Origin of the sequence: Providencia sp. PROV150 (assembly GCF_028481025.1) — a bacterium.
In the GTDB taxonomy this organism is placed as follows: domain Bacteria; phylum Pseudomonadota; class Gammaproteobacteria; order Enterobacterales; family Enterobacteriaceae; genus Providencia; species Providencia hangzhouensis.
In genome coordinates, this window is the sequence record NZ_JAMPPJ010000027.1 from 1 (window position 1) to 18541 (window position 18541).

At 34.6% G+C, this 18541-nt stretch carries 13 protein-coding genes and 1 pseudogene; 8 read left to right on the top strand and 6 right to left on the bottom strand.

The window, feature by feature from the left end; genetic code table 11:
* Positions 1–1385 precede the first annotated feature (1385 nt).
* The 6 genes from PSE83_RS16795 to PSE83_RS16820 all read left to right on the top strand — a co-directional run bounded on the left by PSE83_RS16795 (position 1386) and on the right by PSE83_RS16820 (position 7491).
* Positions 1386–1694: a helix-turn-helix domain-containing protein gene (locus PSE83_RS16795; protein ID WP_004258958.1), complete on the top strand. Its 309-nt coding sequence runs from the start codon at positions 1386–1388 to the stop codon at positions 1692–1694.
* Positions 1695–1903: 209 nt separating this feature from the next.
* The gene (locus tag PSE83_RS16800; RefSeq protein ID WP_004258955.1) at positions 1904–2437 is read left to right on the top strand and encodes a fimbrial protein; all 534 of its coding nucleotides are present in this window, start codon (positions 1904–1906) and stop codon (positions 2435–2437) included.
* Positions 2438–2568: 131 nt separating this feature from the next.
* Positions 2569–5049 (top strand): fimbria/pilus outer membrane usher protein, encoded by a 2481-nt coding sequence (locus tag PSE83_RS16805; protein WP_004258952.1) that lies wholly within the window; start codon positions 2569–2571, stop codon positions 5047–5049.
* Positions 5050–5055: 6 nt separating this feature from the next.
* Positions 5056–5781: a fimbrial biogenesis chaperone gene (locus tag PSE83_RS16810; RefSeq protein ID WP_164565540.1), complete on the top strand. Its 726-nt coding sequence runs from the start codon at positions 5056–5058 to the stop codon at positions 5779–5781.
* 3 nt (positions 5782–5784) lie between these two features.
* Positions 5785–6768, top strand: a complete 984-nt coding sequence (locus tag PSE83_RS16815; RefSeq protein ID WP_096864370.1) for a fimbrial protein — start codon at positions 5785–5787, stop codon at positions 6766–6768.
* A 69-nt stretch (positions 6769–6837) separates the two neighbouring features.
* On the top strand, positions 6838–7491 hold the full coding sequence (locus PSE83_RS16820) for a response regulator transcription factor (RefSeq protein ID WP_004258940.1): 654 nt from the start codon (positions 6838–6840) through the stop codon (positions 7489–7491).
* Here the strand turns inward: PSE83_RS16820 and PSE83_RS16825 are convergent.
* The gene (locus tag PSE83_RS16825) at positions 7469–10675 is read right to left on the bottom strand and encodes an ATP-binding protein (protein ID WP_272660998.1); all 3207 of its coding nucleotides are present in this window, start codon (positions 10673–10675) and stop codon (positions 7469–7471) included. The two genes, PSE83_RS16820 and PSE83_RS16825, sit on opposite strands and share 23 nt — an antisense overlap.
* Positions 10676–10765: 90 nt before the next feature.
* Positions 10766–11107, bottom strand: coding sequence for a helix-turn-helix domain-containing protein (locus PSE83_RS16830; protein WP_036958050.1), 342 nt, complete (start codon positions 11105–11107; stop codon positions 10766–10768).
* A gap of 1097 nt (positions 11108–12204) precedes the next feature.
* On the opposite strand from PSE83_RS16830, the pseudogene PSE83_RS16835 reads away from it, so the two are divergent.
* Positions 12205–12449: pseudogene (locus tag PSE83_RS16835) on the top strand (hypothetical protein); the annotation flags it as partial.
* A 1062-nt stretch (positions 12450–13511) separates the two neighbouring features.
* Positions 13512–14189, top strand: a complete 678-nt coding sequence (locus tag PSE83_RS16840) for a class I SAM-dependent methyltransferase (RefSeq protein ID WP_110591177.1) — start codon at positions 13512–13514, stop codon at positions 14187–14189.
* A 216-nt stretch (positions 14190–14405) separates the two neighbouring features.
* On the opposite strand, the gene PSE83_RS16845 is transcribed toward PSE83_RS16840, so the two are convergent.
* The 4 genes from PSE83_RS16845 to PSE83_RS16860 all read right to left on the bottom strand — a co-directional run bounded on the left by PSE83_RS16845 (position 14406) and on the right by PSE83_RS16860 (position 18526).
* Positions 14406–15296: a dihydrodipicolinate synthase family protein gene (locus tag PSE83_RS16845; protein ID WP_036958048.1), complete on the bottom strand. Its 891-nt coding sequence runs from the start codon at positions 15294–15296 to the stop codon at positions 14406–14408.
* 175 nt (positions 15297–15471) lie between these two features.
* Positions 15472–16359: a MurR/RpiR family transcriptional regulator gene (locus PSE83_RS16850; protein ID WP_004258907.1), complete on the bottom strand. Its 888-nt coding sequence runs from the start codon at positions 16357–16359 to the stop codon at positions 15472–15474.
* Positions 16360–16549: 190 nt separating this feature from the next.
* Positions 16550–17023, bottom strand: a complete 474-nt coding sequence (nanQ, locus tag PSE83_RS16855; protein ID WP_004258903.1) for an N-acetylneuraminate anomerase — start codon at positions 17021–17023, stop codon at positions 16550–16552.
* A 9-nt stretch (positions 17024–17032) separates the two neighbouring features.
* The gene (locus PSE83_RS16860) at positions 17033–18526 is read right to left on the bottom strand and encodes a sodium:solute symporter (RefSeq protein ID WP_004258898.1); all 1494 of its coding nucleotides are present in this window, start codon (positions 18524–18526) and stop codon (positions 17033–17035) included.
* Positions 18527–18541: the final 15 nt, after the last annotated feature.

Here is an 18541-nt window from a genome sequence, read left to right on the forward strand (position 1 = left end):
ACATTACAAGAGTATTTGGGCAGTGAAATATATCTTAAATAATCAAAAACCGAGTTATTGAGATATTTATTTACATCCGTTTATGAGTTTGAAATGACTTTATCGCGTTAGATTAATTAACTCGCATAGAAAACTAGTCTAATCGTTTGTTTTATAATGTTATTTTTGATGGGGTTAAATGAAGGCGATATTCTGATGTTTTTCACTTATTTTTATCCGGTAAAGTAGATAAAACAAAATTTATTACAAAACAATTGGTTAGAATATATCATGTCTAATGGAACTATTACGGGACTTATTTATCCCATGCATTTCTAGGGCGAATATGGGATGAAAATGTGGGTTTTCTACTATTAAAGAAAAAAGGATTACAACCTCAACGTAACAATAGCTTGTCACTTTATGCAAATCAGTCGACAGGGCTATTACAAAATACTGGATAGGATTGAGGAGCGAAAGAAAGCTGATCCATCATTAAGGTCGGGGGATACAATCTTGTTCTTCGGAGTATCAGGAAATACATAAAGAACATAATATTCAATATTCTATGATAGATAGCTACGATTGTTGCCAAAATGCTTTAGCGGAACGAATTAATGGAATATTGAAAATGGAGTACTTTCTGATAAAACCGAGTAATCTAGAGCTAGTGAGAAAATTAGTTGAAGATGCCAAAAACGAAGGTAAAAAATTCATACTAACTAGGAGGCGCCGACCAAAAGACTCTGCTTTTAGTGCTGCCTTAAATTCAGATGTACTTGGCGCACCATGTTTAAGAATTTAAAACATTTCTACGATTCTTGAGAATATTGTTTTTATTCCATTTTTTTATTCTATTATGGTTAACTAATAAAAATGATATGGATAATAACGAAATATTTAAAGAATGTAGGAATGAATAATCTTAATAACTTCAATAGGTAGGGCATTTAGTTAAGGGCTTAATAAAGCCTCAAGAAAGTTTATAGTCTTAAAGTTTATTATTTTTTTAGGTACGGGTATAACCAAGTTTTGGTGATATAAAATTCCATTAAAAAGAAAATGTTAACATCTTGTTAATTAATGACATGTGGCGTTTAAGACTTGTTGGATAAAAAAACTGTTTTTTTTAAATATATGAGATAAGTAACTATATTTAGTGATGGTGTTTACCCGAAAAATGACGAGTTCGTTAGACATTGTTTCATAAACCTTACTTATATTAAGGGTAACCAGATATTAATAGTTAATAATCAGCATTTTCAATAAATAAAATTAATGTTTGGTTTTATTTATTACTCGTATGTGAGTTTGTTATTTTTATTTTATTTAATTAGTATTGCTCGCAGTTAGTTATTCTTACGTTATTCAGTATCTACTTTGTATTTTTCAGAAAGGAAATAAAAATGGCAGCTAGATATCCTATTGCCAAAATAGTAGGGAGCAGAATAAAGAAGCTTAGAAGGGAGTATGGATTAACAGGAACTGAAGTGGCAATGGCTTTGAATGTTAGTCAACAGCAGTTTTCTCGCTATGAACGAGGTATTAACAGAATAGATATTGATTCTTTAGTTATGATTGCAGACTTCCTTAAAGTCAGTGTTCATTATTTCCTTGAAGATATAGATTTAGAACAATCAAATAGCTGGACCTCTGAATATAACTCATTATTAAGTCATGGTTTTTATTCAAACAATAAAAAAAATGAAGGTTAGTATTTGTTTTAAGGATCTCCTTATATTTACGGTTCATATTAGTGGTTATATTACTTCACATGTTATCGAACATCTCAAGTCATTAAAATAATGATAAGAATAAAGTTAACTAAATTCTAGTTATATCAATAAAACTATTGATATGGCTGTGTACCAACTAAGGTATTGCCTTAGTATATATTAATAATATCATGAAATAAGGGTTTAAAATGAAAAAGACGCTATTAGCATCTTCAATTATCGCATTAACATTCACTGCTGCATCAACTTCATTTGCTGCGGATGTAGGAAGCGGTACTATTGAATTCAATGGTACTGTGAATACTGGTGCTTGTACCATTGCTCCTTCTTCTGTTAACAAAGAAGTTCAATTAGGTTCTGTTCCAGCGGCATCATTACAAACAGCTGGTTCACAAGGTCCAAATGTTGATTTCACATTAGAATTAACGGATTGTATTTTGGACCCTACCGCAAGTGGTACTGATTATTCTAAAGTAACAGTTAAATTTACGGGCCAAATGGATGCAGCTGGCACCTTATGGGCAAGTACTGGTACTGCTACCAATGTTGGTGTGTTATTCCAAAATGCAAGTGGAACAAATTTAAAAACAAATGATACTGTTGAGCAAAGCTTAAACGCAGGGACAAATGTTATTAATTTATCTGCTCGTATGCAGGCATTAGGTGCAGCTACAGCCGGTTCTGTTAAATCTACAGTCGCTTACGTTTTAGATTACCAATAAGTATTAATATAAAAACATTAAAAAAATAATAAATCTTATATTTGCTGATTATGCTGTGTATAGCAATTGCTTCACAGCATTTTCAGTTATATGAGTTCATTCAATAAATTCATTATAGAATATTGCGGCTAATGAAAAAGAACAATTTTAATAAAAACATAGTGACTAGTTTAGTATCTAGTTTATTATTTTACACTTACTATGTTAATGCGGATTCTGTTCAATTTAATGAAGACGCATTATCTATTTTGGGTAATACTAATATAGATTTAAGTGCATTTGAGAAAAATAAAATTAGTGAAGGTTCTTATTTTTCTAATGTATCGGTAAATGGTCGAAGAATCAATTATTTTGATCAAATAAATTTTTTAAATAAAGACGAAAATATACAACCTTGTATTTCTAGAAACTTAGTAGAAGTTATTGGGTTAAAAGAAGAATTTATTAAAGAAGTACCAACATGGGAAAATGGTCAGTGTTATGATCTTGCATCACAGGATAAAAATATTCAGGCAAGATTCGATGATGAAAAGCAAGAGTTAATGCTTTCAATACCTCAAGCTTATTTTCAGTATTCTGATGACAATTGGGTTCCGCCCATGCAGCGGGAAGTTGGAGTTAATGCACTCGTATTGGATTACAACTTTGTTGAAAACTATATTAAGTATAAGAATACTCGAGATATTAATAATTTTAGCTCATTCGGTTCTATTGGTGCGAATGTAGGGCGTTGGCGTGTTCGCAGTAATTATCAATATCAAAAAGATTTTAATGATAATAAAAATGATAATTTTAAATGGGTGCAAACTTATTTATTTACAGATTTACCTAGTTTATCCGCAAAATTTTTTGCGGGTAAGTATTATACAGTAAGTAATGTATTTGATTCTGTACGCTTTAGCGGCGTTAGTGTCTTTACGGATGAGAACATGCTACCGGCTTCTCTAAGGGGGTATGCACCGAGTGTCACAGGAACCGCGACAAGTAATGCGACAGTCACTATCTCACAAAATGGACGTATCTTGAATCAAATGAAAGTGGCACCAGGGCCTTTTTCAATTGATAATTTGAGTTCCTCTTTATCAGGGACTCTTGATGTTAAAATTACAGAAGAAGATGGCTCTATACGTGAGTACCAAGTTTCCTCGACCAATATTCCTTTTTTAACACGCCCAGGCATGGTGCAATATAAACTGAATGCAGGCCGGTTAGACCCAATGGGATATAAAAACATCAATGATGACTTTATATCAACTGAAGCTTCTTGGGGGATCCTCAACAATTTATCTATTTTTGGTGGTATTTTTGCAACCTCTAATGATGAATATCATGCCTATAATGCAGGTGTTGGGGTAAATATGGAACGCTTTGGTGCAATATCTTTTGATATTACACAGTCGAAGAATCAACTACAGGATATCGCTTTACGTACTGGTGAAAGTTACCGTATTAATTATGCAAAACGTTTTTCGAATTCAAGTCGATTGGATTTAACAGGGTACCAGTTTTCTAATGAAGGCTTTATGTCAGTGAATGATTATATTAGCTTAAAAGAAACTCCGTTAACGCCACATTATCGGCAGAAAAATGTATTTACGACTTCTTTTACACAACAACTCCCTGATTTACAGGCAGATATAAGTTTAAGTTACTCACGGGAAAGTTATTGGAAAGAATCAAAAAATAACAATACTCTCAATTTATCGTTTAATAAAACCATAAATACAAGTTTTATAAATAATGCGATTTTATCATTATCAATTGGTGAAAGTAGCTACGTAAAAGGTAAACGCTCTAAGCAAGCATATCTTTCGTTAAGTATACCATTTGGTGGTGAAAGAAACTCACGGATTCAATACTTTAGTTCTTATAATGATATTGATAAAAAATATAATAGTAATATTAATTACAATTCTAAAATTAATGACAATAATGTTAGCTTAGGTTTATCAAGTAAAGACCTTTTTGAAAATGCGGCAATGAATGCATCCGTTTATCGTGATACGCAATATGGTACTGCACAACTAACGGGATCGTATGGTGAAGATTACCATACATTAAGTGGGTCACTAGATGGCTCCTTGACGATTACCAACCAAGGCCCAGTCTTACACCGACGAGTTTATGATAACCAAGCTCGTATGGTTATTGATACAGATAAAGCGAAAGGGGTATCAATTAATAAAAATGAATCAGTTACGAATGGGTTTGGTTTAGCCGCAATTAGTAATGTTCCAACCTATTATAGGTCGACCCAGTATGTAGACCTTAATAATGTACCAGACAATGTCAGCATTGATGACAGCGTGATTGAATCAAATTTAACTGATGGTGCGGTTGGTTATTCAAAACTCAATACATTAGTGGGGGAAAAAGCGTTAGTTACAATTAAATTCCCTGACGGAAATACGCCTCCATTTGGTGCTTTAGTTTATGGCTCTGATAATAATAGTGTATTGGGAATGATTGCAGAGGAAGGGCAAGTTTATTTAACGGGCTTCCAACCAGATCAAAAATTAACGGTTAAATGGAGTGGTGACCAGTCATGTCGAATTATGTTAGGAAAACAAAGCCATTTAGCCAGTAAGAATATAACCTGTAATAAAGAATAGAAAATCATGAAAAAATTTAAATTAATAATAAGTGCTTTAATCTTGATTAGCACATACACACATGCATCAATTTCTGTTGACCGTACTCGCGTTATTTATGATGAAGCAAGTAAAGGTGTTAGCGTTGTGATTGAGAATATTGATAAAAAAGACCCTTATTTAGTTCAGTCATGGGTCGAGAATGAAAATGGTGAAAAAATTTCAGAGCCACTAATTGCTTTGCCTTTACTGCAACGTGTTGAAGCGAATCAAAAGAAACAGGTTAGAATTAGTTTATCAAAAAATGACGTGAAAATACCGAACAACCAAGAGTCTTTATTTTACTTTAATGTCTTGGGTATTCCACCGAAAACTAAACTAGAAAATGCTGTTGAAATTGTTATTCAATCACGCTTTAAATTATTTTATCGTCCAAGTGAATTGAAAAAATACCCTAACAATGACTGGCAGAAAGAATTGAAAGTGGAAAAAATGGGAAACTCGTTAAAATTAACTAACCAGACACCCTATCACATTGTTGTGATTAATGTTAATGATAATGAATCTAAAGTTCCTGATTTTAAAGAAATTGTCATAAAGCCAAATAGCAATTCAACATATTTTCTATCAGATAAACAAGTGAAATCGCCGAAAATGGTTATTACTTATATTGATGATTATGGAACACCAAACTTATTGAAATATACATGTAATACAACTTGCTCCTTATCAAATGAAAAGGATAAGAGATAAATTATGTTAATTTTTAATAAAATAAATTCATTCGCTATATTATTTTTATTTTTGCTAAGTTTTCAATCAGTAGCTGCGGTTAATAATTGTATACCGAGTTCAGGAGCTACAACTATAGAACAAGAATTAACCTTTGATATTACAAATAGTAGTACTTCAATTCCAAATGGTACCTTATTGACATCAGCATTGAGCTCATATATATCAGTGAGATGTGAGTTTACTGGCTCATCAAGTACAACTAATGCCGTTTACTTTAAAAATACAATGCCAACTGCAATTAAAACATTATTGATTAATAGTGGTGTCAGTGTGACGCAACAAAATGCAATTTCATCTCCTAGTCCAGTAACGATAACCAACCCAACTGTTCCAAATATTTATTTGGGGTATTGGAGTCAACCAGAAACAGGAATTACACGCAATATTGCTTTCATGTATAACTTTTATGTTTATAAGGGGGCAAACGCTCTTAAACCTTTTGATACAGGGCTATTTTTATTAGGAACCCATGTGGATTATTTAGGTAAGGATTTAGGCGGGCCAACTTATGTGCGCATTAAAGGTAACTTAACCTTGCTCTGCCCTGCACCTGCGGTGAATATCACGGCTTCTAATGGGGGAAGTGTAAACTTTGACTCAATTTCACCTAAACAAATGAATGCGGGAGAAGTGGTTAGCCGAACTTTTAATTTAGGTATGTCAGTGCCACAAGACTGCGAAACAGGGCTAAATATATCAGTACGTTTTGAACCCAATAATAATACGGTGCTAGGTGGAAAATATCTTGATATGGGCAATGGGTTACAAACACTATTAACCCGTAATTCAACTGATATTAACTATAATGAAAGCTACAGTATTGGTGAAATCATGCCACAATCACCGATTAATGTCCCTTTTACTGCGACATTAAGCAAGATAGCGGGCAGTACTATCGCTTCTGGTCCGTTTTCTAAAACAGTTCGAGTTGTTGTTTCATATTAAGAGTGTTAATTGACATTTTTTCTATGGTGTTATATTGAATATACATATTCTGATGCTGAGTATTATTAAATGAAAAAACTCAAATTAGTATTAGTTGATGATCATCCCATTGTGCTTTCAGGTTTGAAAGATACACTTTCTCAATCAATGAATTTAGACATTTTAGGTGCTTACACTCAGGATGCTGAACTATTTGCTTTTTTGAAAAAAAATGAGGTTGATGTGATCGTAACTGATTATATGATGCCTAATAATACCCAATCTAGCGATGGACAGAATTATATTCAATTTTTACGTCGTCAATATCCAAATATTGCAGTGATTGTATTAACGATGGTTTCTAACCCAATGATTGTACAAATGTTATATGATTCTGGGGTGAGTGCGGTGGTGTCAAAAGAGGCACCATTAGGTGACCTAATGAAAGCTATCACATTAGCGGGGCAAGGTCGCCAATATCGTGTTCCTGTTGCAGATATGACAACGACATTAAAAAGCCGTAATGCAGTAACATTAAATGATAGGGTAAAGACATTATCACCTCGTGAACTTGAGGTACTGCGCCTTTTTGTTCAAGGTAAGCCTATTGTTGATATTGCTAAGCAATTAAACCGCAGTGATAAAACTATCAGCCTACAGAAAAATGCTGCAATGCGTAAATTGGGTGTTGATAATAATCAAGCGTTAATTAGTTATTGCCTCACACATCATTTGTTTGACTAATTTTTTTTATCCAATTAGCTAATTGGTTGCAGATATTCTGACTAATCTGGGTATCAATGTATGTTGATGTCCGTGAATCTAATGCTGTTTCAAACTCACGAAGCTGATTAGCTAACTCACGTTGTTCAACACTAATTAATGCACCACGGATACGATGGGATAACTGTTTTAATTCTTCTGTGTTGTTATTTTCAACCGCTTGGCAAAATTGAGTAATATCACTCACAAAATGACGAATAATTTTTTCTCTATCTTCCCCATTTAGCGGGTTAATCACTTTTATTGGCCCTATTTCTGAAGCTGAGGAGGAGTAAATCGGGAATAAACGGTTGAACAATTGAACTAAGGTTTCTAGCTCTATAGGTTTTACAAGCCATGAATCCATTCCAGATTCTAGGCATCGCTCTTCTTCTTCTTTTAATCCATTAGCAGTAACACCAACAATCGGGCATGTTTCGCCTTCACTGCGCAGCTGCTGTGCAAGCTCATAACCATTACGATAAGGCATATTAACGTCTGTAAGGATGATATCAACAATTTCGTTATCCCAGATCACCAACGCTTCTTCACCATCATTGGCAATAAATACCTTACAACCAAGTAGTTCAAGTTGCTCTTGTAGAACAACTTGGTTAATGGGGTTATCTTCAGCAATTAAAACGCGAAGCGGGTATTTATGCATATGAGTTTGTATACGAGATGTTGGACAAATAAGGGGTATCGGTTCTTTATTATTTTGTAGTAAGAATAACTGCTGATTTAACTCGGATAGTCTGAAATTCATTTCAGTGCTTACCCATTGTTGCCCATCCCAATTAGTTGGCAGAGGAAACGATGGAATTAAGATGCCGACGGCAATAACGGATGAGGTATCTATGGGGAGGCTATTTTCTGTGAAATATACATTGGCCCCCCAACGTTTTAGCCATTGCGTTATATTTTCAGTCAATAATGGGTTTGGGGTTTGCAACCAAATATTGGTGTTTTTGAGTGATAGCCAGTGTGTTTGCTGTATATCGAGTGCTAAAGGTAGTGTCACGAGAAACGAGCTACCAACTCCAGTTTCGCTTTGTAAGCTTATTTGCCCATCCATCAATTTGATAAGCTTAGAGCAAATAAATAGGCCTAAGCCAGTACCACCATAAGCATGAATTTCTGAATGAGCTTGATAAAATGGCTCAAATAATTTTATTTGTTGTTCAGGGCTAATTCCAACACCTGTATCACTGACACGTAGTAATATATTATTTTTATTACTTCTTTTAAGTTCAATAGTAACAGTACCTCTGTGGGTAAATTTAATCGCATTACTGAGTAAATTACCTAAAATTTGTTGCAGTCGGGCAGAGTCACCAATTCTATTTGCTTGTACATTTGGGTCAATAATAGCAAATAGGAGCAACCCTTTTTGCTGAGCAATTCCTTGATATAGTTGGACAGTTTGTTGTACTAGTTCTAATAAATCAAATGGTTGATTATGAATTTGAATTTGATTAGCTTCTATTTTGCTAATATCTAAAATATCACCAATTAACTGCATAAGTAATTGGGATGTTGTTGATATTCGATCAATAAAGTGAGCTTGTTGAGATGAAAGAGAGGTATTTGCCAGTAATTCTAATGTACCTATTAGACCATAAAGTGGGGTTCGTATTTCATGGCTCATTGTTGCTAAAAATGTGGATTTAGCTCGGTTGGCTTCTTCTGCAAGTCGCTTAGCATCATCAAGTTGTTTTTCAGTTTCTGCTTGGATCGTAATATCAGTAAATGCGCATAAAATAACAGGGCGCTGCTGGTAATAAGTTGCTGTGCTTACGACATAAAGAACATGTTCCCCAGACTTTAAATTAGTTTTAACCTGTCCTGTGTCAGAAAGAACCTTGATAAGTAATTCATTATATTCATTTGAGTCGTGGGGAGTAGATATATTGGTTATTTTTAGCCAATAACGAGCTAACTCATTCGCAAAGCGTAACTGCTGGGTTTCTTTATCTATTACACATAAGCCGATAGGGGTTGTCGCAATAAGTGTTTGGTTAAAAGATTCATTTTCTAAGATAGCTTGCTGGGAGTCTATTGCGGGTTGTAATATTTTTCGTTGGTACCAGCGGTGATATCCCCATCCACAAAATAAGCTAAAGAAAAGTGCAATAACTAAACTGATAGGAAGCCACAGGTTGTCTTCAAAAAAAGCAGCATAACTAATTCTATAATATCCAGTCCATTCATCAGTTTTAGATGAAAGTTTAAGAACTAGGCCATCTCTGGTATAAAAAATACCTTCTAATGCTTCTTCCTCAGGTGCTTGGGTTGTTCCAAGTAGCTGACCATATTTTGCATGAATCAGCCAAAATTGATGTGTGAGTGTGGGGTTTAACATTCGCTCCAGCACGCTAAGCCTTGCTTGGCTTAACATACTGACTGCATAAATATTTTTAGGAGAAATGTGAGCATTCTGCCATAAATGTTCATCAAAACCAGCAGGGATGATCCCAATGAGAATATGATCAAATGGCTCAGGACGTAACCAGATAATGTCTTTTGAATCGCTTTCTTGTGATCCTAAAAATTGAGCATGAATAGTAGGTAAATTTTTTCTAATACTATCAATGACGGAGTAATACAAATTTGGAGAAATAGATTCATTTCCTAAAACTGTTCCAACGGAAGGAACGCTGATGCTAATTTGGTCGTGTTCGTTGACAAAAAATACTGCAGCAGCTGGAAAATATGAGCCTCCCCAAAAAGTAGAATAGTAATCAGCTAAATAGGCCCCTAAAGAAAATAATATACTGGGAACGTTGGAACACTCTAAACTCTTGTCACAAGCTAGGGTAAATGGCATTGCAACTAAAGATTCTTTACCTTCGAGTAGATATAATGGCGACCTTGTTGGTAAGAACTGTTCTTGTATTGCATAGGTTCGGCTTTCAACTAACTCTATTAAATCTTGATTTTGCTTATTTAAAGATCGTAAAAACTTTTCTTGTTCATTGATATAGCCTATTAGTGACCTAAAATCGACTTCTAGGCGTTTAGTTTCTTGTTGAACAATTCGCTCTGCACTCCAAATCAATGTTGTTATTAGAATAAATAACAAAGGAAAAGCAATGGTAAGTATGCTATTCGTGCGTCCTGATGTGCGAGTTATCCTTGAAAATGCAGTCGGAGAAGGGGTAGACATAGCGCTGTTCTCATCGATTATAGGCAAACTCCATGATTTTCATAATAATATAAAATAAAGAAATTAAACAATATTTCTTTACGCTAAAGGTTATACAATTGCTGAATTATAATAGTCTTTCAAATCATCTAATTCCCAGCCAAAACCATTTAAATTAGTGATATAGTGTGAAAGTTTAGGATGATGACTCACGACATAGAATAGCCTATGGTAAAAATCTGGGAAATTAATACCGAGTATAAGAATAAATTTAAACAATACATCTACGGTTAATGCATTCTCTCCTCGTTCATAGCGCGATAATTGCTGTTGGCTAATGCCTAACTCTTTCGCAATGTTCTCACCACTAATTCCTAATTCTTGCCGGTATTCTTGTAAGCATTTACCAACTAGTTGGCTGATATAATAAGTTGTATCTTTTTTCTTTTTCATGAGGAAACTTGACCCTAGTATCATTGATTCATAAAACTATTTTTATAGCTAAGAGTAAATTATGACGAAAAGAAAATTTTAGAATATAAGGTATTCCTTAATTGAAAGTTTTAAATAAGATTAAGTCATTTATTTTAGGTTCATATGCAGAGTCTTATTCTAAACATTATAGTTATTTGCACTTTGTTTTATGGGGTTATTTTTATTACTTAACAATATGTTAAGCAGAAATTGTGAGTTGTTCGGTAAGGTTGAGTAGGTTTTATTACATTAAGGCTTAGTTACCTTTTTATTACAAATTATTATTAGCACTTATTGATTAATATTGTATTTGATTATTTTTTTAGCTCAATAGCTAGGAATAAAAAATGATATTGTGGTTTTTTAATGATTTATTTTCATAACTATTAATATAAAAACTTATTTTTAGGTTCTTAGATAAGACAATAGGCTAATAAAAACACGTAATATGAGTTAAGCTTGGCTGTCTAATGGATGAAATGAGAAAAGGGTGAGAATAATAATCTAATTATAAACTTTAGTGTTTGGTTTTTTTTAGGTAATTCCTGGTTATTTGGTATAAGTCAAGTTAATTGACTTTATATTATAGCTGATTGTATATCAATATTCTGTATAGTGGCGGACTAACCATGTCTAGTAGACCGAAAGGGTATAGAAATAAGTGTTTAGGTTAGATAAAAAAAAGATTATAGATTTCAGATTCTTTAGCCGAGTACTCAACTTGAGCTTAGAAATATAAAAGCAAAAAACCGCCTTTTGGGGCGGGTTCTTTAAATATGTGGTGCCCAGACTCGGGAACATTCAGCTATTTAATGAATTGATTTTCAAAGTAAATCTATTTTATCTTTTTGTCAAGACCCATAATATGCCTCTTTTTTCTACATTGATTGCCATGTTCTGAGCTGACACCCCACCACGGTAAATAATTCAGCTCGGGTGGGGTGGTCTATGAAATCTACCCTCTCAGGCAAACTTGAACTGGCTGCACTTCTGTCGGGCCGGTTCAGGAAGTCATTCGCAGCTTGTTAGGCTATAGCAACCCCGTGAGTTCAGGCTTCCGGACCTTCGCTCCATGACCGGCGGTATTGTTGTTAGATGAGCCTTTGTCGAGCTTAGATCCAGGTAGCCGTTAACGTTTAGGGCTGGAAGTGAGAGATATCTTGCGGGAAGCTGGGCAAACAGCACTGTTAGTGACTCACAGCGAAGATGAAGCACAATTGATGGCTGAAAAATTAACTATCTGAAAAAGGGCAGATTAATTCAGAATGATGATCAATTGAAAGCTGTAAAGCATATGGGGAAGACATCTGATTCGGTATAGCCCAGATACAGGTCCCCTTGATCCGCAGTGGTGAAAATAGATTTGGAATTTAATATGAAAAAACGAGTTATAGGTTTGTTTTTATTGATAGGACTACCTTTGGTTGCAATAGCTGATAATATTCACGTGACGGTGAATTCCTCTATGTACTCTTACCCTGATAATCGGGCGTGTATTAACCCCATTTAACGAGATGTATGCCAGTGTTGATGTAAAAAATACAAGCACAATTCAATGCCAGTCAATCTTGTCAAAATAAAGAGGGCAGTAAGAGTATTTTTGTACACCAAAAGATTACAGCAACTGTGACACTGAGTAATGGAGATAGTTGTCACCAGAGGCTCTCTACCATTGCATTATTTCATGGATTTGATCAAACAGGTCAGTATTTGCTGGTAAATGAAAGTATTGATGATGTTAGTACATATAATTTTGGTAACAAGATCATGTCGTTTGATATTTCGGATGGACAATGCGGTTTTTCAAAAAAACTTTCAGGGTGACTATTATACCCGCTCTTCAGGAAAGGGAGATGCAGATGATTTTCCACACAGCGTTAGCTCAATGAAAATACTTCGAAAGAGGTAAACTGACAATAAAAATATAACTTGTTAATTTACTTGCGTGAATTATGTCCGCTTTAATCGTTATGATTACATCTCGTTATTTTGTATTTCATGATCTTGTGGGTTTTATCCAGTATCTGTGTAAATGGTTTCTGATAAATTATTTAGAAAGACATATGGTTTATGGTTATCACAGATGAAGCATACCAAAGATGATATGCATATTTATTGGTTTTTTGATTTGTTTTGTTAGGCTATGGTGTGAATGGGGCGAATAGATGGAGATATAGCTTTAGATGATTTTAATGGCGCATGTGTGAAATTGTCAGAGTTTTTTCCGATTAAAGATGGGATGTGATATAAATAACTCTGAATAATACCAAGTATATAATCCTACACTTATAGCATATGATAACCTGACTTATCACTCATTATTTTCGACTATTAAAATAAATAATAAAAAAATAATATATATATTTTCCATTATGGAGATTTTATGTCATTGAACACAAATGATGGTTCTAAAGTATATACACCTCTCTCTTTGGCTCTATATGATTGGTGGGTACTAAATATATCTAATAACTATGCATGGCGTTGTAATACTGATGAATTTTTAATTCCTCACTTTAAATCTCATCTTGGTAACAACCATATGGATATTGGTGTTGGGACTGGTTTTTATTTAAAAAAAGCTGCAGATGAAATTAATAAAATATCACTTTCCGATCTTAATATTCACAGTTTAGAATATGCTAAAAAATATATTTCTGATGAGAAATTAAACTCTTGTTTCTGTCATGATATTTTTAATAGATTTACTGGTGAGTTGAGAGGGGCATTTGATTCAGTATCCATATTTTATTTATTACATTGCTTGCCAGGGAAAATGAGTGATAAGAAACAAGCGATAATAAATATCAGTGAAACACTTAAGGATGATGGCACTTTATATGGTGCGACTATTCTTGGAAAGGGGGTTAAGCATAATCGTTTTGGAAGTAAGCTAATGTCAGTCTATAATAAAAAAGGAATTTTTAGCAATGTTTATGACTCTGCGGATTCACTTGAAACGACACTTGCTTCTTTGTTTGAAGATGTTTCTGTTAATATTCAGGGGGCGGTTGCATTATTCACTGCTAAAAATAAAAAAATCAAGTGTAGTAAAATATAATTATCTGTAATAAAAAATGATTTGCTTATATAGGTGACAATATATTCTTTTTTTGATTTTACACATGATGTTATTCAGCTTAATCGGATAACTGATTGGGGGAATATTTTAAGAAATAAAGAGTGGCTTTCACTTCGAAGGCCACTGTCATCATCAAATGGGGGAGATGTAAAAAAACAAGCTTGTGTTGTTAATACTCAACAAGAGTAAAGTTAATTATAGAAAACCGGCCGCTTTAAATTTTGCTAATGCATCCGTTTTTTGTGCTGCAGTTAATGGGCGTAGTGGACGGCGGGGGTCACCAACATCAATACCATGTAATTGCATTGCAACTTTACCTGCAGCAACACCACCGTATTCTACCAGCACACGAATAATTGCAATTACTTTATCCATACATGCAGCGATACCATCGTAATCACCAGTGTTAAATTTCTCAATTATTTCAAGATATAAAGGAGCCGCATAGTTATAGGTGCTTCCTACAGCGCTTAACGCCCCACAAGCTAACCCTGCCGGTATAAATTCATCTACACCAAATGGAATGTCGTATTTACCGCCATCAACACGTAAACAACGTTGAAATTCATACATATCAGGAGAATTAAATTTCATTCCGGATAAATTCGGAATTGTTTTTCCTGCCGCTTGTAAAAATTTTTCCATGTCAATGTTTAGACCTGACATAGTAGAGTGGTAGTAATAAAAGCCTTTAGAAGGCGAATTCATCGCTGCTAAACGACAATATTCAACTAAGTCATCTACATTGCTTGGTTTAAAGAAACAAGGACCAATTACTGATGTAGCTTGAATATCTAACGTTTCAGCATGACGGGATAGCTCTATAGTGTCTGCAATACTGAGTGCACCTGTATGAACAATGATATCTAGTTGTCCTTGACTGGCAGCAGCCCAGCATTCAGCGACTTTTTTGCGTTCTTCGACAGAACAATGGATACCTTCTCCTGTTGTTCCTAATACGTAAGCACCAGTGACACCACTTGCAATAAGATGTTCTGCAATTTTATCAATGACAGGATAATTAATACTGCCATCGGCAGCAAAAGGTGTATGAGGTGCAGCGATTAATCCAGAGAGTTTTTTCATTATCATTCCTTTTTTGGAGGTTGATTTCTTTATTTATTATGATATGGAGTTTTACTCTATATTAAGGCTCAATCGTTCAGAACGCAATAATGAAATTAGCGTTAAAGAAAGAGAAAAATGAAAGTGTGATCTTTAGCTGGTTTTTGTTCAAGACCACATAACACTGATTATAAACTCATGCTGAATTGGTATTTTTTAATGCATTTAGTGTACGCAGTTTTTGCTCTTTGACCATTTCAGGTTGAGCTTGGACAAGTAGGGTATATAGTAAGTCTAAAACGAACAGTTGTGCTGTTTTTGTACCAATAGAATCACCTTGTAATTTCCCCTGTCGATTACCATTAATCAGATAATAATTGGCATATTCCATAATGTGTGAACCTAAATTATGCGTTAGCGCAATTGTGGTAGCCCCTGCTTCTTTTGCAAGTTTCAGTGCATGAACTGTTTCCGGTGAGTTTCCGGAATGGCTGATACCAATCGCGATATCACCCGGTTTCAATAAGGAAGCCTGCATATACATAAAATGGTTATTGGTAACAGCATCCACTCGATATCCAATACGCATCAGTTTATTTTTTAGATCCTCTGCTGTGATCCCTGAGGAACCCACACCGCAGATAAAAACATAATTCGATGATAGCAACGCATTTACAGCATCTTGAACTTGCGTCATATCAAGTAAATTTAATGTTTCTGATAACACATTATTGATGGTTGCTTGTAATTTTAAACCTATAGTATGGATATCATCCTGATGGCTAACTTCAGCATCAAGGATTGGTGATTCTTCACTATCCGATGTCGCCATTTCAATGGCTAAATCCATTTTAAAGTCTTGAAAGCCCTTATAGCCTAAAGTGCGGCAAAAACGCACTACAGTTGCCTCACCCGCCTTAGTCGCTTGGGAAAGTTGTGCGATGGAAAGCTGAGTGACTTCAACAGGATGAAACAGGATATATTCAGCAATACGCTGTGATACTCGCGTCAGGCTATTTTTCATTGCCCCTAGTGTGTCGAGTATTTTACCTGGCTTCAGTCTGGTAACTGACTGTTTTGTCATGAAAATTATCCTTGTTTGCCGAAGTTCAAAGGGAATGGAATTCTGCTAACAAGAGTATCAATTCTGGCGGGTTAAAAAAAGCCTTGCTCTTATAATTATGTGATAATAACAAAACGCTTTATTCCATTTGCATCAATATACAATTTATTGATGCATTAGAAATAAAGCGTTTAATTGGAACTGATGAAAATTAACTTGTCAGCAAATTAAGGTTTACCTTAATTACTGCTTTTTTTAATATACTGTTTCCTTCCTCTGCTGCTATACCTGGTTTATGGGGTTCATAAGGCATAAAAATAGCAAACATAGAGGGTGTTAATGACAATGTTTGACAATTTTCAATGACATCTGTGAGTTGGTAGTCATCCGCTTCACTGTAAACAGTGGCATTTTTAGCCGAATTTCGAACGCCGTAATCTATAACTTCCTCACCGGATAGTAAAATTTGTATATCAATATAGCGATGATGTAATTCTGCACATTTTTGTTCTCGAGATTGTGTTTCAAATGACATTACATTCATGAATACATCATTATCATCAATAGGGTAGCTTCCCGGTTCTAAAGAGAATGGGTCGAGTGCGAGTGCCTTTTTAATTATATTACGTAATACCAAATTCATTTCAGGCATTACTGCCGCGTCAGATATATGACCAAATAACATAGATACCTCCTATGAGTTCCTTGATATTTCACTATCATCCAATGAAATTTGTTTTGCTGCCGAGAAAAATGGCGCAGTAATTGTACCAATAATGACTACTGACATAGCACCTATTACACCATAGAAGAAAAAGTTAAGGTCACTGCCATAACGGGCTGCTAATACAGCAATGATACTTACTATAATGCCTGCGACCGCACTACCTGCATTAGCACGTTTAACAAAAATACCTAACATAAATAGTCCGGTCATAGGGCCACCCATTAAACCGATTAAGCTGTTAAAAGCATCCCATATTTCAGACTCGTCAGATAAAACTAGCCAAATTGTGGCTAAACTACTGAATACTCCAGCTATAATTATAACTAATCTGGCGACTTTCATTTTTTGTTCTGAACGCCGTTCAACTTTACTTAAGCGAATATAGATATCAGAATTAAAGCAACTAGAAATACTATTTAAGCTACTAGATATGCTCGATTGAGCAGCGGCAAAGATAGCTGCAATGATTAGCCCAGAAATACCCACTGGCATTTCTGTAACAATAAATAAGGGTAAGATACCTCCGGTATTAAAACCTTCAGGTAACAAACTTGGATTTTGTTTGTAATACACAAATAGGGCTGAACCAATGGCAAAAAAGAAAATAGGAATAATGGCAACTAATTTAGCATTTGTGATTAAAGTACGTTTAGTTTGTTCGATAGAATCAGTCACAATGTAGCGCTGGACAACATCTTGGCTTGCAGTAAATTGTTGAATATTGGCAAATAAAAAACCAATCATTAATACAGGAATAGTACTGTCAGTCCAACTCCAGCGTAACTGTGCATCCGGGAAAAATTTATCAGCCTGTGCTGTTGTGGTAAAAATCTCACTAATACCTCCATCAACTTTAAAACAAATCATGATAAAGATTAAAACAGCACCACCTGAAAGTAACAATCCCTGAATAACATCTGTCCAAATAACGCCTTCAATCCCTCCCATCCATGTATAAATAATACATAATAGACTAATCAGTACAACTAATATAATAGGGTCTATCCCTATGAAAGGACGTAGTGCGAGTACGGTCAAATAAGTGATAATTGCAATACGACCAATATGAAATAACATAAATGACAGGCTGGCAAATAAACGACTTCGTATATCAAAACGGGCTTCTAAATACTCATAGGCTGAAGTAATTTTTAATTTTCTAAAGAAAGGAATATAGAAATAAAATACTAATGGCAAAATGGCGATCGCTAAATATTGGCCAATAATAAAAGTCCAATCAGAAGTATAAGCTTTCGCTGGAATTGACATAAAGGTAATTGAGCTTAATGTTGTTGCAAAGACAGAAACACCGGCAGCCCAACCGGGAACCCGCCCCCCGGCACGAAAATAATCATCCGCTGTTTTTTGGCGTTTAGAGAAATAAACACCAACGAGTAACATTGCGGCTAAATATCCAAATAGCACTGCATAATTAACGAAACCAAAATCATGTAATTGCATTTTTTTAGTCCTGCC